Source organism: uncultured Capnocytophaga sp. (assembly GCF_937936315.1).
GTDB lineage: Bacteria > Bacteroidota > Bacteroidia > Flavobacteriales > Flavobacteriaceae > Capnocytophaga.
In genome coordinates, this window is record NZ_CALGWU010000006.1 from 75,804 (window position 1) to 98,617 (window position 22,814).

At 41.0% G+C, this 22,814-nt stretch carries 20 protein-coding genes; all 20 read left to right on the forward strand.

What is annotated here, in order from left to right; genetic code table 11:
- The first annotated feature begins 3 nt into the window (after nucleotides 1–3).
- Nucleotides 4–1,968: a putative porin gene (locus Q0162_RS01440; RefSeq protein ID WP_297887974.1), complete on the forward strand. Its 1,965-nt coding sequence runs from the start codon at nucleotides 4–6 to the stop codon at nucleotides 1,966–1,968.
- Between the two features lie 15 nt (nucleotides 1,969–1,983).
- On the forward strand, nucleotides 1,984–4,044 hold the full coding sequence (locus Q0162_RS01445) for a peptide MFS transporter (protein ID WP_297887977.1): 2,061 nt from the start codon (nucleotides 1,984–1,986) through the stop codon (nucleotides 4,042–4,044).
- A gap of 172 nt (nucleotides 4,045–4,216) precedes the next feature.
- On the forward strand, nucleotides 4,217–4,651 hold the full coding sequence (locus Q0162_RS01450) for a polymer-forming cytoskeletal protein (RefSeq protein WP_095898171.1): 435 nt from the start codon (nucleotides 4,217–4,219) through the stop codon (nucleotides 4,649–4,651).
- Nucleotides 4,652–4,655: 4 nt separating this feature from the next.
- On the forward strand, nucleotides 4,656–5,078 hold the full coding sequence (locus tag Q0162_RS01455; protein ID WP_297887983.1) for a hypothetical protein: 423 nt from the start codon (nucleotides 4,656–4,658) through the stop codon (nucleotides 5,076–5,078).
- A gap of 111 nt (nucleotides 5,079–5,189) precedes the next feature.
- Nucleotides 5,190–5,531: a TM2 domain-containing protein gene (locus Q0162_RS01460; RefSeq protein WP_281639436.1), complete on the forward strand. Its 342-nt coding sequence runs from the start codon at nucleotides 5,190–5,192 to the stop codon at nucleotides 5,529–5,531.
- Entirely contained in the window at nucleotides 5,532–5,939 is a 408-nt protein-coding gene (locus tag Q0162_RS01465; protein ID WP_297887989.1) for a DUF2752 domain-containing protein, read from the forward strand. It begins immediately after the preceding gene.
- Nucleotides 5,936–6,367 (forward strand): hypothetical protein, encoded by a 432-nt coding sequence (locus Q0162_RS01470; RefSeq protein ID WP_002680123.1) that lies wholly within the window; start codon nucleotides 5,936–5,938, stop codon nucleotides 6,365–6,367. The genes Q0162_RS01465 and Q0162_RS01470 overlap by 4 nt, the downstream gene beginning before the upstream one ends.
- Nucleotides 6,367–7,179 (forward strand): M48 family metallopeptidase, encoded by an 813-nt coding sequence (locus tag Q0162_RS01475; RefSeq protein ID WP_002680217.1) that lies wholly within the window; start codon nucleotides 6,367–6,369, stop codon nucleotides 7,177–7,179. The genes Q0162_RS01470 and Q0162_RS01475 overlap by 1 nt, the downstream gene beginning before the upstream one ends.
- A 2-nt stretch (nucleotides 7,180–7,181) precedes the next feature.
- Nucleotides 7,182–7,592 carry a Holliday junction resolvase RuvX gene (ruvX, locus tag Q0162_RS01480; RefSeq protein ID WP_297887995.1) on the forward strand — a complete coding sequence of 137 codons (411 nt, stop codon included), beginning with the start codon at nucleotides 7,182–7,184 and terminating at the stop codon, nucleotides 7,590–7,592.
- Between the two features lie 21 nt (nucleotides 7,593–7,613).
- Entirely contained in the window at nucleotides 7,614–9,716 is a 2,103-nt protein-coding gene (locus tag Q0162_RS01485; RefSeq protein ID WP_297887998.1) for a glycoside hydrolase family 97 protein, read from the forward strand.
- A 2-nt stretch (nucleotides 9,717–9,718) separates the two neighbouring features.
- Nucleotides 9,719–11,743 (forward strand): glycoside hydrolase family 65 protein, encoded by a 2,025-nt coding sequence (locus Q0162_RS01490; protein ID WP_297888002.1) that lies wholly within the window; start codon nucleotides 9,719–9,721, stop codon nucleotides 11,741–11,743.
- The gene (locus tag Q0162_RS01495) at nucleotides 11,736–13,793 is read left to right on the forward strand and encodes a S9 family peptidase (RefSeq protein WP_297888005.1); all 2,058 of its coding nucleotides are present in this window, start codon (nucleotides 11,736–11,738) and stop codon (nucleotides 13,791–13,793) included. Before Q0162_RS01490 ends, Q0162_RS01495 begins: the two co-directional genes overlap by 8 nt.
- A gap of 382 nt (nucleotides 13,794–14,175) precedes the next feature.
- Nucleotides 14,176–15,204 carry a rod shape-determining protein gene (locus Q0162_RS01500; RefSeq protein ID WP_297888008.1) on the forward strand — a complete coding sequence of 343 codons (1,029 nt, stop codon included), beginning with the start codon at nucleotides 14,176–14,178 and terminating at the stop codon, nucleotides 15,202–15,204.
- A 74-nt stretch (nucleotides 15,205–15,278) separates the two neighbouring features.
- Nucleotides 15,279–16,115: a rod shape-determining protein MreC gene (mreC, locus tag Q0162_RS01505; RefSeq protein ID WP_297888010.1), complete on the forward strand. Its 837-nt coding sequence runs from the start codon at nucleotides 15,279–15,281 to the stop codon at nucleotides 16,113–16,115.
- The gene (gene mreD, locus Q0162_RS01510; protein WP_002680148.1) at nucleotides 16,112–16,618 is read left to right on the forward strand and encodes a rod shape-determining protein MreD; all 507 of its coding nucleotides are present in this window, start codon (nucleotides 16,112–16,114) and stop codon (nucleotides 16,616–16,618) included. Before mreC ends, mreD begins: the two co-directional genes overlap by 4 nt.
- A complete protein-coding gene (gene mrdA, locus Q0162_RS01515; protein WP_297888014.1) occupies nucleotides 16,615–18,474 on the forward strand; it encodes a penicillin-binding protein 2 in 1,860 nt (619 codons plus the stop codon). Before mreD ends, mrdA begins: the two co-directional genes overlap by 4 nt.
- 86 nt (nucleotides 18,475–18,560) lie before the next feature.
- On the forward strand, nucleotides 18,561–19,118 hold the full coding sequence (locus tag Q0162_RS01520; RefSeq protein ID WP_297888018.1) for a Maf-like protein: 558 nt from the start codon (nucleotides 18,561–18,563) through the stop codon (nucleotides 19,116–19,118).
- Between the two features lie 242 nt (nucleotides 19,119–19,360).
- Nucleotides 19,361–19,891 carry a hypothetical protein gene (locus tag Q0162_RS01525; protein WP_297888020.1) on the forward strand — a complete coding sequence of 177 codons (531 nt, stop codon included), beginning with the start codon at nucleotides 19,361–19,363 and terminating at the stop codon, nucleotides 19,889–19,891.
- Nucleotides 19,892–19,998: 107 nt separating this feature from the next.
- A complete protein-coding gene (locus Q0162_RS01530) occupies nucleotides 19,999–21,237 on the forward strand; it encodes a DUF5103 domain-containing protein (protein ID WP_297888023.1) in 1,239 nt (412 codons plus the stop codon).
- Between the two features lie 313 nt (nucleotides 21,238–21,550).
- A complete protein-coding gene (locus Q0162_RS01535) occupies nucleotides 21,551–22,807 on the forward strand; it encodes a replication-associated recombination protein A (protein ID WP_297888079.1) in 1,257 nt (418 codons plus the stop codon).
- The last annotated feature ends 7 nt before the right edge of the window (nucleotides 22,808–22,814 follow it).

The window sequence follows — 22,814 nt, forward strand, 5'->3', positions numbered from 1 at the left end:
AGAATGACCTTGAAACACTTAATATATTTTCTCATTGGGGCACTATTTCCTTTACTCTCTTTTGCTCAAGAAGAGGAGGGAGTTCCTAATGGCAAAGAGGGGGGCGTAACCTTCAAATCACTGCGCCCTAAAAAGAAAAAAGACAGCATCACTTTCACCGCTCTCGACTACAAAATTATTACCTATACCCGCGATACAACTTCGGTGGACACTACCCTTTCTATGCAAAAGTATTACCTGAACAATGAGTGGGGCAAGGATATGTTTGGCAAAATGCCTTTCTCTAATATGGGACAGCCCTATAACACAATGGCTTACGATTTCCGCCGTCAGGACTATATGCCTTCTATGGGAGCTGAAGCTAAAAAACAACTCTACCTCACCCCCGAGGAAATTACTTACTACCATTTGCCTACCCCCCTTACCGAGTTCACTTACAAAAGCGGTATGGAGCAAGGTCAGTTTCTAAACACCCTATTTTCCATAAACTTACAGCCAAATTTCAATTTCTTCATCGCTTACAAAGGTCTGCGCTCCCTTGGTAAATATCAACGTATATTAGTGAGCAATGGAAATTTTAGGGCAGGATTTTCGTACGTATCACCTAATAAAAAATACACTGCTTTTGCTCACTTTGCCTCTCACGATATCACCAGTCAGGAGAATGGAGGCATTGTAACGCCCGAGCAGTTTGAAGGCGGTGAACAACAGTTTAAAAATCGAGCAACCATAGATGTACAATTGCTCAATGCTGAAAACTCACGCGAGAGCAAACGCTATTTTTTGCAACACGACTACGCTTTTTTGCGCAACCGCGATTCGTTAGCTTCATACAAGCAAATACGCTTCCGCCATTTATTTAGCTACGAAACTGAATATTACACTTACAACGAAACCCAAAGTAGCACCTATTTCGGTGATGCCTACGTTTCTCAAAATCTACACGATAAAGCACGCTTGCAACGAATGACTAACCGTGCAGGAGCTGAATTAGAATTGCCGTATTTGGGCAGGACTTTCCTCTTTGGAAATGCTTTTTTCTACAACTATTACTTCCAAAATGCTTACTATGTAGCAGGGGTGTTGCAACGCCACCAAATCAAAGATACCGACCTGAGTTTAGGGATACAATGGCACAAAAAAGTAGGTGGTTTTAGCATAGAAGCTGAAGGCGAACAAACGTTTATAGGCAAGATGACAGGCACCAAACTCAGCGGCAAACTCGCTTATGCTTTTAACGACAAGAATAGCATTACCGCAGGAGCTGAATTGCATTCGGCTATGCCTAATTTCAACTATTTGCTCTACCAAAGCGACTACAAACAGTTCAATTGGGATAACTATTCATCGTTTAAAAAACAGAATACTCAAACGCTCTATGGCGATTTGAAAACTCAATGGGGAAATGCTTCACTAAGTCTCACCAATCTCAACGATTACACTTATTTTCAAGTAGAAACCTTAGGGCAAGTACGACCCGAGCAGTATAGTGGCAACATACAATATTTGCAGCTAAGAGTACAAAAAGAGTTCAAATTTGGCAAATGGCGATTGGATAATACGATGCTCTACCAGCAAGTGGTGCAAGATAGTAACATATTGAATGTGCCTACTTTTGTAACTCGCAACAGTTTTTACTTTGCTTCACATTTGTTCAACAAGGCGATGTACTTACAAACGGGTATTGGCTTCAATTATTTTACAAAATACTATGCTAACCAATACAATCCACTATTAGGAGAATTTGCAGTACAAACGGCAGAAAAAACAGGAGGTTTCCCAATGTTTGATTTCTTCTTCAACGCCAAAGTACGCACAATGCGCATCTTCTTCTCCTTAGAACAATGGCAGGTGCCTGTGAGCAATTGGCTAAAAATGGGAAATCCTTACAACTACTATTCAGCACCACGCCAGCCGTATAGAGATTTTATTATCAGGTTAGGCATCAAGTGGGATATCTTCAGTTAATAGGCAACAAATTTTATGACAAAAAAGACAATTTTCGACACTCAAGTATTAGGACACCCAGCGGGGCTGTTCGTGCTCTTCTTTACAGAAATGTGGGAACGCTTTTCATTCTACGGAATGCGGGTACTACTCATCAATTTTCTTACGATGACGCTCATAGGCTACAACCCTGGTTGGTCGTGGAGTACCGAAAATGCCACCGCTCTCTTTGGTACTTACGCTATGCTCGTTTATCTCACCCCTATACTTGGAGGTATAATCGCCGATAAGATTACTGGTTATCGCTGGGCGGTGATTATAGGGGCTGTGATTATTACCTTAGGGCACGTGTCGATGGCTTTTGAAACTGAATTCTCTCTCTATTTCGGACTTGGACTTTTGGTGATAGGAACTGGATTTTTCAAACCTAATATGGTGTCGTTTGTATCCGAAATGTACAAGTATTTACCTGAAAAGAAAGATGCTGCTTATACCATTTTCTATATGGGAGTAAACTCTGGTTCTTTCTTTGGGATGATGCTCTGCGGTTACTTAGCTGAACGCATAGGCTGGAGCTGGGGATTTGGCTTAGCTGGAGTATTTATGCTTTTGGGCACCATACAGTTCTGGTTTTCTAAACCTCTATTTGGGAACATCGGTGATAGAAAAAAGAAAACTGAAGATGGAAAAGTAGAATCAGAAAATAGTGATAAAAAATCAGAAGAAGAAAAACCCAACCCTTTCACCATTGTTGATAAATTATTGATTGCTATTTCAGCAATTATAGGCATAGGTTATGCACTTAATGACCCACTTTCAAAAGTATGGAGTATCGACCTCTTTGCGTGGGCTTCTATAGGTCACCTTCAAGGACAATATGTAATGGTGATTATAGGTTTAGCAACTTTCCTATATGTAATAGGCAGTAGGGTTATGCGCTATAGTACTATAGTGCGTGACCGTATGCTCACTGTAGTGATTTTTGCTTTCTTTGTAATGATATTTTGGCTCTCGTTTGAACAAGGAGCCTCATCATTAGTGATTTTTGCTCGCGACCACATACAGCGTGAACTACAAGGTGATTCGGCTATGATCTACAACATTTTCAATGCGTTGCTCACTTTGATTCCGCTATTGCTCATCAGTGGTGTGTTGTTCCTCTTAATCAAGAAGACTTACAAAAAAATATTCCCCGCAGTAATAGTACTATTAGTGTGCTTTAGTTTGGTATGGGGTATTGCTTTGTGGATGCTTAACCGCGATTTCAAAACAACGGCTTATAGTGTTGCTTACAAGGCTTACGAGCATGTAGACAAAGAAGGTAAGAAAACTTACCTCCCTATCACTGAAGAAAATCGCGAAGCTCACCCTGATTTGAAAATTGTGGAACAAACCACTATCATAGGTCTTACTGATATACATTTGAAAGTAGGACAAGAAATCAAGCTATTGAGCAAAAACAACAAAAACACTTCCTTTGGTTATGTAGATGCCGAAAAAGAACAATGGGCTAAACAACGCGGAGCAGAACTCAATACGGACAATGGGTTGATAATAGCCCAAGTAAAAGAAGAGCGTGACAATTGGGTAGAAGCAACTGTATCGTGGTTCTCTATATTGAATGCCTTCTTTATCATCTCTTTAGCAAGTTTGTTTTCTCGTTGGTGGTCAAGCAAATACAACCCACCTGCTGCTGTGAAATACGGTATCGGTTTATTGATGCTCTCTATAGGTTTTGGGTTGCTCGCTTTAGGCTCACACGGAATTACTAACGATGTAAAAGTAAGTATGTTATGGCTTATATTTGCCTATATGTTCCACACTATGGGCGAACTGTGTTTGTCGCCTGTGGGGCTCTCCTACGTGTCAAAACTCGTCCCTAGCAGAATGATTGCTTTTATGTTTGGAGTATGGTACCTTGCTGTGGCAATAGGTCATAAATCGGCTGCCGTAGCAGGTGGACAAATTAAAAACATCACCGAACAATATAGCCTCTCTACTTTCTTCCTCATCTTCACCATTCTACCTGCTATTGCAGGGGTGATCATCATCTTTATCAATCCTTTCGTAAAGAAACTGATGCATGGAGTTAAATAGGTTTTAGGCACTAGTCATCTGCTTTTAGCATAGACTTTGCCAAAGTTTTCTATCACATAATACTCTATGGAATAGCACTTTACAGAATATAATTAAACAAAACGACATTAAAAATTTGTAGTTTTAAAAAAAATATTATACTTTTGTCTCTGTATTTGTAAAACGAAATACAATGGCTATATTTAACAACAAAGAAAGAGATAATAGAAACATTATGGCAGCAGACAACACATTAGGAAGCAGCAACCGCATAGTAGCGGAAACAAAATTCAAAGGAGAAATCCACTCTAAATCCGATTTTAGAATTGATGGAGAAGTAGAAGGTACTTTCGAAACTTCTGGTAAATTAGTAATAGGCAGAACTGGTGTGATTAAAGGCACTGTGATTTGCGAAAACGCCGATATAGAAGGTAAAGTAACAGGCACTCTAAAAGTGAGTGGTGTTCTTAGCTTAAAATCAACCGCTGTTGTGGAAGGCGAAGTACACGTTGATAAACTCTCTATCGAACCAGGAGCTGTATTCAACGTAACTTGTACTATGAAAGGGGCTAAATCTTTTGTAAATGACAACAAACCTCAACAACCCCTCGAAAAAATCAATAAATAAGTGTATGAATTTCTCACAAGTAAAACTACAAATGGCTATGCGCATAGCCATTTGTAGTTTTTGGTATTTAGTTGGGTGGGCAATAGGTGCTTTGGGGTTGTACAGAGGTTACAACTATTTTGTAGAACAACAGGGGATTAATTTGTTTTACTCATTCGATAAATTGCTCCTCTTCCATTGTGGGGTTTCAGCTTTGGCGTTTGTAATCATTCTTGCTGTACACCTAAAACGCCCCCAATACACTGCTTTTGGATTTGTAGCAGGATTTGTTCTACGCCTTATAGCTATTATCATTTTCTGTTTGCCTTTAGAGAAACGCATAACCTCTCAACCTCTGTATGAACTGCTTTTCATCGTATTGCCTACTTTCTATTTCATAGCCTTAGAAACAATTATTGCCATTCGATTCGTGAAAATTAGAACATAATTTTTAGAGGAAGAGATTAGATGAGTATATTTTTTTTATTAAAATATTAGGCAATATCAAAAAAATAGTGTAATATTGCACCGTAATTTTAATCTAATAATTTCACATACTATGGATGCACAAAAAGTGGATATGTTTATCGTGACCAACGGTAAATTTTTTAGACCTGAAATCGTTCCTCAACTTCGTGAAAAGCTTCTTTCTTTGGACGAATCTAAATGGGTGATGCTACAAACGATACAGTTTAAAGACCCTACTACTTCTCTTATTATCTCTCTCTTAGGAGGTGGATTAGGTATCGACCGTTTCTACATCGGTGATGTGGGAATGGGTGTTGGTAAATTGATTACTTGTGGTGGATTTGGAATTTGGAGCATTGTAGATTGGTTCCTAATTATGGATGCTACAAGAGATAAAAATGCCGAATTATTAGCTTCAGCACTTAGTTACTAATTGACGACTAAAAAGTTCTATACATTCATCACACTCCTATGTCTTGCCAGTTGGGGTTGGCTACTTAGCCACTTTCTTTCTCACAGGCACGACATAGGGGTTGCTGTTTGTGTAATAAAGAATGTTACGGGTTACCCTTGTCCATCGTGTGGTACAACGCGGTCGGTAGTCTCTTTTTTTGAAGGGCACTGGCTTGAGGCTTTACTCACCAATCCGCTTGGAGTATTAGCTGCTATAGCATTAGTGAGTATTCCCTTGTGGTTGCTTTGCGATTTGTTTCTAAAGAAGCCTACCTTATATCGCTCTTTCATCACATTCGAACGCGTTTTCAAACGTCCACAAGTGTATATCCCTTTCTTCATTTTTATCCTACTGAATTGGATTTGGAACATTTATAAAGGCTTATGATAGTAATTAAACCCTTAAACGAGCGTATTAGCGAAGGTGACAAAGAACGCGCTGCTAATAGCTATATAATGTCAATAGTAGCTATTATGGCAGGAATGCCTCTACCTATCATCAACTTGCTAGCTACTCTTTTCTTCTTAATAGCCCATCGCAAAGGCTCTTATTTTGTACGTTGGCACTGCTACCAATCTTTGGTGTCACAGCTCTTCTTATTCTTTGTAAACACTACCTCTTTTTGGTGGACAATATCTATATTGTTAGGCAGCAATATAATTTCTAATGCCTATATTGCTTGGATTATCATAGCTTTCTCTTTCAATGTGATGGAGATTATAGGCACTTTCTATTCTGCTGTAGAAGTGCGCAAAGGCAAACACCTCTTTTGGTGGTTTTATGGAGATATTGTAGATTTAATCGTAAAAAAATAATGGAAAAAGTAATTATAAGAGGTTGTATTTTGCTAAGTGTATTCTTGGGCAGTTGGTTTTTGTTACAACAAGTGAATTGGATAGGATTTTTCAATATCAATCCACTATTGCGCAATGAATATGTAAATAAAATAGAAGTAGAACTAGGCGAACTAATGTATGACGATTTTACCAGTAGATACTCAGTGGTAAATGATGATCTTGCTGTAGCTACTATAGATACTATAGTAACCAAAATATGTGAAGCTAATAACATCAACCGCAAAGAACTGAAAGTCTATTTATTAGAAAGTGAAGAGGTGAACGCCTTTGCTTTGCCTAACCACCAACTGATGATTTACACTGGGCTTGCCAAAAAAACTTCTACCCCCGAAGCACTTGCTGGGGTAATAGGACACGAACTAGCTCACATCCAAAAAGATCACGTAATGCAATCACTCGTGAGAGAAATAGGATTAGGCACTCTATTTACCATCATTTCGGGAGGTGATTTTTCAATGGTTTCCGAAATAGGCAGAATGGTCTCATCTACTGCTTTTAGTAGAAATTTAGAAAAAGAAGCCGACCTTGTAGGGCTTACTTACATACAAAATGCTCAAATAGACCCTAAACCTTTTGCTGAGTTTATAGGGGTAATTCACGATGATAAAGACAAAGACCTGCCTTCAGCTTTCAAATGGGTAAGCACTCACCCTTTCCCTGAAGACAGAAAAGAATATCTGTTACAGAATATCCAAAAGGAAAAAAGAGAGTATAAACCAGTACTTTCAGCTGATACTTGGAAAAATTTTCAAGAATTTTTAAAAGATTAATTATGCGCATTTTAGCTATAGACTACGGAACCAAACGCACAGGTATTGCTGTAACCGACCCCCTGCAAATCATCGCTTCGGGGCTTTGCACAGTAGAAACCCCTACCCTACTCACTTTCCTAAAACAATACACTACCGAGGAAGCCGTAGAAACCTTCGTGATTGGGCAACCTAAGCGGCTCAATAACGAGGACTCTAGCGTAGAAACTCACATTCAGCAGTTTATAACACAATTGCAAAAAGAATTCCCTACAATCCCTATCCATCGCCAAGACGAGCGCTTTACCTCTAAACTCGCTTTTCAAACAATGATTGATAGCGGATTGAAAAAGAAACAACGCCAGAACAAAGCCCTGATAGATGAGATAAGTGCTACTATTATCTTACAAGAATTTCTTTCAAGTAGGAAATAATAATAACAAAATATTTAACCAATGAAAAAGTTTATTATCACTATTGCATGTATGTTGTTTTGTGCACCTCTTCTTTCTGCGCAAACCCTTTTATCTCCTAACGGAAACCTCAAACTCTCATTTCAGATCACTGAAAAAGGAACTCCTACTTATGCCTTAACTTTCAAAGGCAAAACAGTCATCAGCGAGAGTGCTTTGGGGTTTGTAATCAACCAAAAGGAGGATTTCAATAGCAATTTCGAAATCACAGAGGTTCAATTTGCTGAAGCTAATACTGTATGGCAACCCGTTTTGGGAGAAAACAAAGAAATACGCGACCATCACAAAGAAATGTTCATCCGTCTCACTCAGAAAAACAACGGTCGACAATTGTACTTGCGCTTTCGGCTATTTGATGACGGGTTAGGCTTTCGCTATGAGTTCCCTGTGCAAGACAATTTCCGTCACTTTAGAATTCAAGAAGAACTTACTGCTTTCCAACTTTCAGGTAACCACAAGGCTTTTTGGATTCCCGCTGATTATGATACCAACGAGTTCCCTATAACCACTTCTGCCATTTCGGAAATTCCAAAACTTATAGATAAAGTGCGCGAAGAGCCTTTAGCTGCTAAAGCGCCTACTCCCAATGTAGCCGTACAAACGCCTTTGATGCTCAAATCAAATGATGGATTATACATCAATCTGCACGAGGCGGCTTTGGTGAATTATCCTTCAATGATGCTCAATGTCAATGCTGCCAAACATCAGTTATCAGCTCATTTAGTCCCCGATAAGAATGGGGTAAAAGGCTATGTTCAAACGGGTAGCGTAACACCTTGGCGCACAATAGTAGTAAGCGATGACGCTCGCGATATTTTGGCTTCTAACCTTATCCTCAACCTCAACGAACCCTGTAAAATCAACGATACTTCTTGGATTCACCCTACTAAATACATAGGCGTTTGGTGGGAGTATTTCATAGGAGGCGGTAGTACGTGGGCTTACTCCGATGACCGTGATATTACCATTGGCGTTACCGATTACCAAAAACTAAAACCTAACGGACATCACGGTGCTAATAACGAGCACGTGAAGAAATACATCAATTTTGCCGCTCAACACGGTTTTGACGCCGTTCTTGTGGAAGGCTGGAACGAAGGCTGGGAAGATAACTATGCTTACGACAAAGAGCGCATATACAGCTTTACCAAAGCCTACCCCGATTTTGATGTACAAGCACTACACCAATACGCTGCTAGCAAAGGTGTAAAACTGATTATGCACCACGAAACGACCTCCTCTGTAGTGGATTACGAACGTCACTTGCACGAGGCTTTCCGCTTTATGAACTACAATGGTTATGATGCAGTAAAAACAGGTTATGTAGGACCTATCATTCCGCGCAGCGAATACCACGACGGACAGTGGATGGTAAACCACTACAACTATGTAGCCGAAACCGCTGCTAAGTACCGCATAATGGTCAATTCTCACGAAGCGGTGCGACCTACCGGTATGAGCCGTACTTACCCTAACTGGGTAGCCCAAGAGAGTGCACGTGGCACCGAATTTGAATCGTTCAACGGCAATCACCCCGAACATACTACTATCCTTCCCTTCACTCGCTTGATGGGCGGTGCTATGGATTATACTCCTGGTATTTTTGAAGGCGATTTGAGCCAATATGGCAACAACAAAGCCAAACTCAGCACTACCCTTGTGAAGCAATTAGCACTCTACGTAACAATGTACAGTCCGTTGCAAATGGCAGCCGACTTGCCTGAGAACTACGAAAAACACCTCGATGCTTTCCAATTTATCAAAGATGTAGCAGCCGACTGGGATAATACTTACATTTTAGAAGCCGAACCTGGCGATTACATCACTATTGCCCGCAAAGCCAAAGGTAAAAACGAGTGGTTTGTAGGTGCTATCACCGATGAAAACGCCCGTGAAGCTCTCATCGATTTTAGCTTTCTACCCAAAGGGAAAACCTATACCGCTACCCTCTACACCGACGGTAAAAATGCCGATTGGCGTACCAACCCCCAAAGTTACTCCATCAAAACAATGAAAGTAACTCACAAAACCAAACTCAAACAACGCCTTGCCCCCAGTGGCGGCTTGGCTATAAGCATTAAGTGATTATGAAACGATTCTTTTTCCTTCTCAACCTTATTCTTTGCATTTCGGCAAATGCCCAAGACCCGTGGGTGCTCAAAGCAGAGAGCATCGACCCCACTAACTATTACGGGGTTACAATAGGCAATGGAATGATAGGAATGCGTTCTTCTGCTGTACCTCTACAAATAGACCAAGTAATCATAGCAGGGCTGTACGATTACGGCAAAAGTAGGGTAGTTTCGGCTATGCCTAATATCAATCCATTACAACTGCGAATAGCTATTGATTACGAGGATATCAACACTCATTCCGTTAGTGATTTTACTCAAGAATTAGAGTTGCGCAATGGGGCATTCACAGGGCACTTCAGCTTTAAAAACAAAGCTAAAGTGTCCTACACTTATTATGCCTTAAGGCACTTGCCTCACACCTTGTTGTTAGATATCAGTATTACCCCTTTGCGCGATATTACACTTCTGGCAGAGAACATTCTAACCACTCCCGAGGGCTTTCGCAACCCTCAAAACTACTCCAATGAAATCAATCCGCCTCACGCTCATATCCCATTGCTCACTACGGTGGCTCAAACACCAGCAGAAAATGCCAAAGTAGCTGTGAGTAACGCTTTTCTTTTCGATAAAAAATACGGTAACGCTCCCCAAATATTGCACGAAATAAGAGACTACAATAGTCACCTAATGCAATTCACTCATAAACTAAAAGCAGGCGAAACCTATTCTTTCTCACTAATTGGCAACCTAATAAGCTCTCAGCACTCTGCCGACCCTTACAACCAAGCCGAAAGACTCTGTACTTATGCTTTCTTGCAGGGGCACGAGGCACTACTTGCAGCACATAACAAACAGTGGGCAAAACTCTGGGAAAGCAACATTGAGATTGAGGGAGACGCACAAGCTAATCAGGACATCCACAATATGTTATACCACTTATACGCTTCAGTAAGTGAGCTCCATTCCTTTTCTCTTTCTCCTTATGGGTTAAGCCACACAGGGTATATGGGACACATATTTTGGGATACCGAAATGTGGATGTATCCCCCTTTGCTATTATTGCAACCAAAAATAGCTAAAAACCTCCTCAACTATCGCTTCGAAAGGTTAGAACGCGCCAAACACAACGCTGCTCTACACGGTTATCAAGGGGCGATGTTCCCCTGGGAAAGTGCCACATCAGGAGAAGAAGATACCCCCATATGGGCACTCACAGGCACTTATGAGCACCACATCACTGCCGATGTAGCCATAGCTGTATGGAATTACTATTGTGTAACTAAGGATAAAGAGTGGTTGCACCACATAGGCTACCCCATTTTAGAAAGTACGGCTACTTTTTGGCAAAGCCGAGTGAGTGAACAAGCTCCCTATCAAATTAAAAACGTAGTATGTGCCGATGAATGGGCTGAAAATGTAGATAACAATGCCTATACCAATGCGGCTGCCAAACTGAATTTGCTCTACGCTACTGCGGCTGCCAAAGTATTAGGCATAAAAGCTAACCCACAGTGGAAAACCATAGCCGAACGGCTTGTTTTCAGCACAATGGATAATGGTGTAACCCGTGAGCACGATAGCTATACGGGGCAAGCTATCAAACAAGCCGATGTAAACCTATTGGCTTATCCGTTAAAAGTAATTACCAACAAAAAGCAAATACACAAAGATTTAGAGTATTACAAAGACAAAGTACCTTACAACGATACCCCTGCAATGACGCAAGCTATTTTCTCTCTCTTATACAGCCGATTGGGCGACCGCGAAAAGGCTTATAAGTATTTCACCGAAGCCTACTACCCTAACCTCTTGCCTCCTTTTAGAGTAATGGCTGAAACCAAAAATGGTAAGACTCCTTATTTCCTCACTGGAGCGGGAGGCGTACTACAAACGGTGATGATGGGCTTTGGAGGCTTAGATATATCCGAAGAAAAAGGTATACAACAACTAAAAACTGTAATGCCCTCTCATTGGAAAAAAATCACTTTAAAAGGCATCGGAATTGACAAAAAAACATATATCATATCAAATGAATAAACCTCAATCACACCCCCCTAAAGCCAAACAAATACCTCATATATTCCACGAATTTGGAAAAGAACGCACCGATAATTACTATTGGCTGCGCGAGCGAGAAAATCCTGATGTTATCGCTTATTTAGAAGCCGAAAACGCTTACTATCAGGCGCAAACAGCACACACCAAACCTTTGCAAGAAACGCTCTTTGCCGAAATGAAAAGCCGCATCAAAGAGAATGATAGTTCTGTGCCTTATTGCTACAACGGTTATTGGTATCAAACTCGTTATGAAGAAGGTAAGGATTACCCTATTTATGTACGCTACAAGGAAACGCTCGAAGCTCCCGAAGAAATTCTTTTCGATTGTAATGCAATGGCTAAAGGTAAAGCCTACTTTCACCTCGATAGCTTTGCCATAAGCGACGACAATCAGTGGGCTATTTTTGGGGTAGATACAGTATCTCGTAGGCAATATACGCTGCAAATCAAGAACCTCAGCACAGGTGAAATACTGCCCTATAAAATCAAAAATACAAACGGACAAGCAATTTGGGCAGCCGATAATCGCACCATTTTCTACGTGAAGAACAACATTCAAACCCTGCGCTCCTTCAAAGTATACCGTCATATTTTGGGTGCTGACCCCAAAGACGATGTACTGATTTTCCACGAAAAAGACGATACTTTCGATGTGTTCGTCTACCGTGAAAAGTCTCGCAAATACCTCGTGATAGGCAGCGAGAGTACCCTTACATCCGAATATCAAATCTTGAATGCTAATACCCCTCTCGAGCCTTTCAAAGTATTCCAACCCCGCACACGTGGCTTGGAGTACGACATCGCTCATTATGAGGACTATTTTTATATCCTTACCAATAAAGATGGTGCAACTAACTTCAAACTGATGCGTACCCCCGAAAGTGCTACAACTTCCGAGCATTGGAAAGAGGTTATAGCCCATCGTCCCGAAGTACGCCTCAATGATATCGAGATTTTCAAAGATTTCTTGGTAGTCGAAGAAGTGTACAACGGCTTAGAACGTATACAAATACGCTCTTGGAACGGATCAAAAGCGTATTACCTCCCCTTCAACAGCGAAACCTATACTGCCTACACTACCCAAAATATAGATTTCAACACCGAATGGTTGCGCTACAACTACCAATCATTAGCAACACCTGCCTCTATTATAGAATACAATATGCGCACTGGCGAAGAGCGCCTACTAAAAGAACAAGAAGTATTAGGCGGGAACTTCAACAAAGATAATTATATAGAAGAACGCCTTTGGGCAACTGCCCCCGATGGAGTAAAAGTCCCTATCTCTCTCGTATATCGCAAAGATATAGTGAAAAACGGACAAAATCCTTTGTTGTTGTACGGGTATGGCTCGTACGGGGTAACCATCAACCCTTATTTTTCCACCACCCGTTTGAGCTTGTTAGACAGAGGTTTTATCTATGCTATTGCACATATCCGCGGGGGAGAATATTTAGGTCGCCAATGGTATGAAGATGGCAAACTTCTCAAAAAGAAAAACACATTTACCGATTTTATCGCTTGTTCTCAGTACCTCATCGCCGAAGGTTACACCTCTCCCGAACATCTATTTGCCGAAGGTGGATCGGCTGGAGGTTTACTAATGGGTGCCGTGGTGAATATGGCGCCGCAATTGTATAAGGGCATTATCGCATCTGTGCCTTTTGTGGACGTGGTAACCACAATGCTCGACGATAGTATTCCACTCACTACGGGCGAATACGACGAGTGGGGAAATCCTAATAACAAGGAATATTACAACTATATGCTCTCCTACTCGCCTTACGATCAAGTGCGCGCTCAAGCCTATCCAGCAATGTATGTGAGTACTGGTTTGCACGACTCACAAGTGCAGTATTGGGAGCCTGCCAAATGGGTAGCCAAACTGCGCGAACTCAAAACCGATGACCATCCACTGTATTTAGACACTAATATGGAAGCTGGTCACGGCGGTGCTTCAGGACGTTTTGAAGCCCTAAAAGAAACCGCAAAAGAATACGCTTTTCTGTTAACTTTGCATAGTCAATAAAAGCCTTTGTGTCATACTTTGTAGGGGCGTTTTGCAAACGCCCTTATAGTAACGATTATCTTAATAATCAGTCATTTTTACCTACATTGTAGAAACAATTAGCCAAGCACTCTATTTAAAAATTTGACATATGGCTTTTTAGCCTCTCAACAAATATAAGAAACTCCTGTTTTATAATTCACTTAAAACATTATAAATCTTGTTTTTATAACTGTAAATTCAAATAATAGAACAAACCCTATTATTTGAATTTTATTTTTTTCCCTCAATTATTTGCTCACCTTATTTTTTTTTCGTAAAATTGCACCCGCTAAAAAAGTGTCCTTTCAGATACTTAACTAATTGATTTTTAAAATAAACATACAACAGAAAGAAATAAAATATGGGTTTTTTTGATTTCTTAACAGAAGAAATAGCTATAGATTTGGGTACTGCCAACACTCTTATCATCCATAATGATAAGGTTGTGGTGGATAGTCCTTCTATTGTAGCATTGGATAGAACTAATAAAAAAATCATAGCCGTAGGTCAAGAAGCTCGCTTGATGCAAGGTAAAACTCACCCTAACATCACTACCGTACGTCCTTTGAAAGACGGGGTAATTGCCGACTTCGACGCTTCCGAGCAAATGATTGGTATGCTCATCAAAAGTATCCCTGCTTTGCGCAAACGCTTCTTTTCTCCATCATTGCGCATGGTGGTATGTATCCCTTCTGGAATTACCGAAGTAGAAACTCGCGCCGTACGCGAATCATGTGAACGCGTAAACGGCAAGGAAATCTATCTCGTACACGAACCAATGGCAGCCGCTATCGGTATTGGCCTCGATATTATGCAACCTAAAGGTAATATGATTATCGATATAGGTGGGGGTACTACCGAAATCGCGGTCATTGCTCTTGGGGGTATCGTTTGCGACAAATCAGTGAAAATCGCAGGTGACATCTTCAACTCCGATATCGTTCACTATATGCGTACCCAGCACAACCTCTATGTAGGTGAAAGTACTGCCGAGAATATCAAAATCACCGTAGGTGCTGCCACCGAAGACCTCGATGCTCCACCCGATGACATTATGGTACAAGGGCGTGACTTGCTCACTGGTAAACCTAAACAAGTGCAAGTATCTTACCGCGAAATGGTGAAAGCTCTCGATAAATCTATCTTGCGCATTGAGGATGCTATTATGGAAACGCTTTCTCAAACACCTCCTGAACTCGCTGCCGATATCTACAATACTGGTATTTATATGGCTGGCGGTGGTTCTATGCTCCGCGGTTTAGACAAGCGCATCTCTATGAAAACCGACCTCCCCGTATACGTAGCCGAAGATCCTTTGCGCGCCGTAGTACGTGGTACCGGTATCACCCTAAAAAATATCAATAAATTTAGAAGCATCTTACTTAAATAGGAGATAAGAGGTAAGAGGTAAGAAACGGAACCTCACTTCTTATCTCTTACCTCTTACTTCTTAGCTAAATAACTATGAACCAAATCATCCAATTTTTCATCAGAACGAGGAACTTTTGTGTGTTCCTCCTGCTGTTTCTATGCGCTATTGGTTTGGTTTTTAGAAGTAATTATTACCCTCAGAGCGCCTATATCAATTCAGCAAATGCCATATCAGGAAAGCTCTATGCATTTTCTAACTATTGGGCTCAGTACTTCAATTTGAGAAGCCAAAATGAAGCCTTAACTGAAGAAAACCGCATCTTGCGTGACCAAGTGCTGCAAATGCAAGAACAATTGCGACAAACAGGAAGTGCTGATAGTCTCGGCTTTGCTACTACCGATTCACTGAAATACAAGGTCATAAAAGCTAATGTCATCAATAATAGTTTCCGCCTGAAAAATAACTACCTCACTATTGATAAAGGTAGTAAAGATGGTGTAAAGCAAGATATGGGCGTACTATCACCACGTGGCGTTATAGGGATTGTAGAAAATACTTCTGGTCGTTTTGCAACTGTACAAAGTGTGCTCAACAGCCGCTCAGCACTCAATGCAATGGTAAAACGCACTCAGCATTTTGGTTCACTCCACTGGAACACCAAAGAAGTAAACAAGGTACAATTGCTCGAAGTACCTAATATCGCTCCTATTCAAAACGGCGATACCATTGTAACAGGCGGTATGTCCAATATTTTTCCTAAAGGAATCCCTATTGGTAAAATTGTACATTTCGAGAAAAGCAAGTTCGATAATACCTTCATCATCGATGTATGGCTCTTTACCGATATGTCTAACCTCGATTATGTTTACCTCATTGAAAACAAAGATAAAGACGCTATTTCAGCCTTAGAAAAACAAAACCCAAAATGACGCACCCACTTGTAAAAAATACATTTCTATTCATAGCATTAGTACTTTTGCAAGTGCTTATTTTCAATCATATAGAGTACTGGGGCTATGTAAACCCGATGATTTACATCGTATTCCTTTTGGTAGCTCCTTATCGTGAAAACCAAGTACCCAATCTGTTAGCTGCCTTCGCTATAGGTCTCTGTATAGATATTTTTTCTAACACTGGAGGCTTGCACGCTGCTAGTAGTGTACTAATAGCCTATTGCCGACAAAGTATCTTGCTCATCGTTTTTGGCAGGAATTTTGAATATCAAGAAATGGATTTAGCAAGCTATCCATTCACCAAAATCTTTAGTTATACAACCCTAATGGTGGTAGTGCATCACACCCTATTCTATTTCTTAGAAATATTCAATTTCAATCATTTGTTACTTACTTTTACTAAAATTATAGGGGCATCTATCTTCACTATCATCGTTTGTTTGCTCACTATTTATCTGTTTAGTAAAAATAAGAAATGAGAAAACTCTTACTTCCCATTATTATCATATTCACTGCGGTCGTAATCTTATTGCGATTGTTCTTCCTGCAAATCGTCTTCCACGACGATAGCAACAACATTGATAATATCGCTATCGAAACTGTTTATGACTACCCCGAACGCGGTTATATCTACGACCGTAACGGCGAACTCTTAGTCTCTAATCAACCCGCTTACGACGTGATGGTGATCCCCAGCGAGGTGAAAAATTTAGATACCCTCGAACTCTGTAGTCTGTTAGAACTCGAAAAAAACGATTTTAGAGAACGTCTCCAAAAAGCTCGCGACTATTCGCGCAAAAAACCATCAGTAATTGTACACCAACTCTCTAAAGATGATTATGCGGTACTCCAAGAAAAATTGCGCAAATTCCAAGGTTTTTATATACAGAAACGTATGCTCCGCAGTTACCTCACTCACAATGCAGGGAACGTATTGGGCTACATCAGTGAAGTAAACGAGTGGGAACTCAAGAAAAACCCTTACTACCTCGCCGGAGAACTCATCGGGCGCAGCGGGGTAGAAAAACAATACGAAGAGTTTTTGCGCGGCAAGAAAGGAGTACAATACTACCAAAAGGACAAGCACAACGCTGCTATCGAACGTTATAAAAATGGGGTGATGGATACCCTGCCTATTATGGGGCAACCCTTGCAACTCACTATCGACATAGGTTTGCAGGCTTATGGCGAACTGCTAATGCAAAAAAAACACGGTGGTATTGTAGCTATTGAACCCAAAACGGGCGAAATACTCGCTTTGGTCTCCGCTCCTACTTTCGATCCCGCTTTGTTAGTAGGACGCGAACGCTCCAAAAACTACACTGCTCTCTACAACGATTCTATCGCCAAACCTCTCTACGACCGTACACTACTCGCCGAATATCCCCCAGGGTCTCCTTTCAAAGTAGTAAATGCACTCATTGGCTTGCAGGAAGGGGTAATCACTCCTCAAAGTGTGTTCAGTTGTGGCGGTGGCTATCGCTATGGTGGACATATTATGCGATGTCACTGCGGACGTGGAGCTAACGACCTTTTACACGGCATTGCCCTCTCTTGTAATGCTTATTTTGCCAATACTTACAAGCGCGCTATCGATATGAAAACCACCTCAGCAATAGGTATGGACAAGTGGAATGCTCACGTGCGCAGTTTCGGACTCGGTGGTTTCCTTGGCTCCGACCTCCCTACGGGGCGTGCAGGAAAAGTGCCTAATACTGCCTTGTACGACAAGCAATATGGTGCTAAGAGATGGAGCGGTACTACTAACATTTCTAATGCTATCGGGCAAGGTGAAATCCTTACCACCCCTATACAATTGGCGAATGTAATGGCTGCTATTGCCAATAAAGGCTATTTCTACACTCCTCACATTGTAAAGCAAATTGACAACAAACAAACTCCTTTTAAAGAATATACTGTACCAAAGCATACTACCATAGACCCTAAACACTTTGAGCCCGTAATCAAGGGAATGAATATGGCTTATTTAGCTGGTACTGCGCGCCGTACTCAAATTGATGGCATCAATATTGCGGCAAAAACAGGAACAGCCGAGAACTTTATCAGGGTCAATGGCAAACGTATGCAACTTACTGACCACTCTATATTTGTTGCTTTTGCCCCTGTAGAAGACCCTAAAATAGCTATCGCCGTATTTGTAGAAAACGGTTATTACGGAGCTCGTGTTGCCGGACCTATCGCTTCTCTAATGATTGAAAAATACCTCAAAGGTGAAGTATTTCGTTGTGACCTCGAACGTCAAATGCTTGAAAAGAGCCTTGAACACGAATATATGAAACCGTATTTAGGAGAGAAATTTTATATCAATCAATAGTTAGATTGGATATTAAAAATAATTGCCTTTTGCTGGTGATTTTCTTGTAACTTGCGCTCTTAATCCAAATCAAAAAATCAACAAATATGAAAAAAATAATCCTTGCCTCAGGCTCACCGCGCCGCCAGCAGTTCCTAAAAGAGTTAGACCTCCCCTATGAGGTCATTCTCAAACCCGTAGACGAAACTTATCCTGCACACCTGCAGCGCGAGCAAATCACTGATTATTTGGCACAACTAAAAGCCACACCTTTTGCAGGAGAAATACCTCCTAACTGCGTGCTCCTCACTTCCGATACCATCGTGTGGCACGAGGGTAAAGCCTTGGGCAAACCCAAAGACACTGCCGATGCCTTTGCAATGTTGCATTCGCTCTCTGGCAAGACCCACGAGGTGATTACTTCCGTATGCTTTACTACCGATGAAAAGCAAGTTACTGAACACTGCATCACCAAAGTAACTTTCAAAGAACTTTCTAACGACGAAATCAGCTATTACATAACTAAATATCAACCATTCGACAAAGCAGGAGCTTACGGCATCCAAGAATGGATTGGGCATATAGGTGTTACCGCTATCGAAGGTTCTTATAACAACGTAATGGGACTGCCTACGCACTTAATTAGCAAATTCATAAATTCGTAAATTCTCAAAATATGAAAAAATTCCTATTCCTGCTCCTACTCCCTTGCTTATCTTCCTTTACAGAGAAGAATAAACAATATCAAACCGAGGATTTTCGTAAAGATATTAGAACTCAGTCCAGGAGAATACTATAATTTAATGGTAATAGATAAATGAGTTTTCTTATAAAAAACTATTTTCCCCTTTTATACAGAAGGACAAAAAGATATGATTTACATCAAAGAAGCAAAACCTATTGATAAATGACGACTCATAAAGTGAAACATATCATTGTTTTTATGTACTTTTGTTCTTTTTTCTTGTACTCACAAGAAAAACATTGCATTACTTTTACGGACAATACCTGTGCTTGTAAGTCTTGTTATACTGATTATTATGCTTATACAGATATAGATGTTTACAAAATAGATGCTATTCATTATACTCAAAAAGAATTTAAAGCGAGTTTTTACCCTTGTGGAGATGGACAAAAGGGAGATAATTTTTTCCTTTTAGATACCGTAGCACACTTTTTGCCTAAAAAAATAAAGAGAAAAGTACATAACTATTATCGCAAAAAAGGACTTGACACCACTGCTTATCTATTTATACAAGAAAAGGATTCTTTTCCAGCAGTTGTTTTGGAGAAAAACGCTCCTTTTATAGAGCGAATGTGCAAAAAAACAAAGTTAGATATGAAGAAAAATGTAATTGCAACAGCTTTAGTTTTTTCTATATTTGCAAAAGGTGAAATCTACCACCAAATAGTAGTCGAAAAATTGAAAGAGCAATAAAAGCAGTTAATTTTTCTGATTATCAGTCGCTTTTTGGTATATTGTAGGGGCGAATGGCAATTCGCCCTCTATAGCAATTCTAAAACAAAAAACAAACATTATACATTATGAAAAAACTCATACTTTTACTCCTATTCCCATTAGCCCTGCAAGCACAAGCATTGGTGGAGAAAACTCCACCCGACTATATCAAAACGATTATTTTCAAAGCCGACGCCAACGACAAGAACCAATTCCCTATCGTGCGCCGTAATGAGTCGTTTAGCTTGCAGTTCGATGACCTCGGGGGGAATGAGGAAACTTACTACTACAAAATCACCCATTGCAATGCGGATTGGTCTGCCTCTTCTCTGCTGAAAAGCGAATATCTTAAAGGTATTGATAACCAACCACTACAGCCCGAGAGCAACTCCTACGGCACCCTGCAAGGTTATTCGCATTACCGCCTTACTTTCCCTAACGAACTCACCAAAATCACTCTTAGTGGCAACTATATGCTCTCTATCACCGATAGTTATGGTACAGAACTCTTTTCACGCCGTTTTGTACTCTATACACCCCAAGTGAACGTACTCACCGAAGTAAAACGCGCTCGCGATTTGCAGTATTTCGATACCCAACAAGTGGTGCAGTTCACCGTTCGGCAGAAAGATTTCAGACTTGATAATCCCAATGTAGCAGTGAAAGTAGCTATCCTGCAAAACTACCGTTGGGATACGGCTATCACGGGCGTAAAACCTCAATATGTAATGGGTAACGACCTCGTGTATCGCTACGACCGCGAAACAGCTTTTTGGGGTGGCAATGAGTATTTCTATTTCGATAGCAAGGATATACGAGTGCCAGCATCAGGTATTTCGCGTATCGACCGTAGCAAATGGGTGAACAGCTACCTCTTCCCTAATGTAAGCCGTGCGAGCAATGTCTATACCTATTATCCCGATATCAATGGCGATTTCTTGGTTAGTACGCTCAACGGAATGAACCCTGCCAACGAAGCCGATTACACCCAAGTGCATTTCGCCTTAGAAGGTAAATCTACTTTTTGGAATAAAGAAGTGTATGTATACGGCAAGTTCAGTAACTACGAGCTCCGCGATGAGTACAAACTCACTTATGACGAAAAAGACGGACTTTTCAAAGGAAAAGTACTCCTCAAACAAGGGTTTTACAACTATAAGTTTGCTACCAAATCAGGTAACACAATTGATTTTAATGAGATAAGTGGTAATTTTCAGCAGACAGAAAACACTTACCTCGTGCTTGTATACTACCGCGCTCCTGGCGCTCTCTATGACGAAGTAGTAGGTATCGGCTCTGCCTCTGGCGCGAATATCACTCAATAGTGACGAGTGACGAATGACGAATTATTGTATATCTTTACACTTTGCCAAAGTTTTAATTGCTCGTCGTGCTACGACCTTTGGCAAAGTTGACTACCCTGATTATCAGTCGCTTTTTGGTATATTGTAGGGGCGTTTTGTAAACGCCTAATAAAACAAAACCTTTTAGCCCCCTTTTTAGATGTTTTTCTCATCAAAAAAGTAGCTTTTACAGATTGTCCCCCTTCGGGGTTGTCGGCAATTGCCGAGTAAGTGAGTCGGGGGCAATTGTTAATTATTAATTGTTAATTATTAATTGGAAAACTTAGCAGAACGTATGCGCCCTACTTCCCTTGCGCAATATGTGGGACAAGAGCACTTAGTAGGAGCTCAAGGGGCTTTGCGCCAACAGATAGAACGCGGTCTTTTGCCATCGCTCATCTTTTGGGGTCCCCCAGGTACGGGGAAAACCACGTTGGCAAATATCATTGCGCACCAAAGCAACCGCGCTTTCTATACCCTGAGTGCCATTAGTTCAGGGATTAAGGAAGTGCGCGAAGTAATTGACCAAAGCAAGCAAAGCAGCGGACTCTTCACTACCCAAAACCCTATCGTCTTCATCGACGAAATTCACCGATTTAACAAAACCCAACAAGATTCCCTCTTGCAGGCTGTCGAAAAAGGGTGGATTACTCTCATTGGAGCAACTACCGAAAACCCCAGTTTTGAGGTGATTCCCGCCTTGCTCTCTCGTTGCCAAGTGTATATCCTCAAGGCTTTTGAGCGCAAGGATTTAGAACAACTGCTCCACAATGCCATTACCCGAGATGCGATTCTCAAAACCAAAGATATCCAACTGCAAGAAACCGAAGCCTTACTAAAACTCTCAGGCGGTGACGGTCGCAAGCTACTCAACACTTTTGAGCTGGTTATAAACGCTACCCCCGACGGTGAACCTGTTGTTATTACCAACGATAGTGTATTGCACCTCGTGCAGAAAAACACCGTGCTATACGACAAAACGGGTGAGCAACACTACGATATCATTTCGGCTTTTATCAAATCGATACGCGGAAGTGACCCCAATGGCGCGGTCTATTGGTTGGCACGAATGATTGAAGGTGGTGAAGATGTGAAGTTTATCGCACGCCGTATGCTCATTCTCGCTTCGGAAGATATAGGCAATGCAAACCCTACAGCAATGATTTTGGCAAACAACACCTTTCAAGCTGTAACCACTATTGGTTACCCCGAGGCGCGTATTATTCTCAGTCAGTGTGCTATATATCTCGCTTCTTCGCCTAAGAGCAACGCTTCTTATAAGGCAATCAACAAAGCCCAACAAGTGGTAAAGCAAACGGGCGACCTCAGCGTACCTATCCACTTGCGCAATGCCCCTACCAAACTGATGAAAGAACTCGGCTATGGCAAAGACTATCAATATGCTCACGATTATGAGAGCAATTTTGCCTTTCAGGATTACCTCCCTGATGAATTGCAAGGAGAAACCTTCTATGAACCCTCCGATAATCCCCGTGAGAATGCCCTACGCGACTACCTTAAAAAACTATGGGGCGACCGCTATGGGTATTAAAGATTAG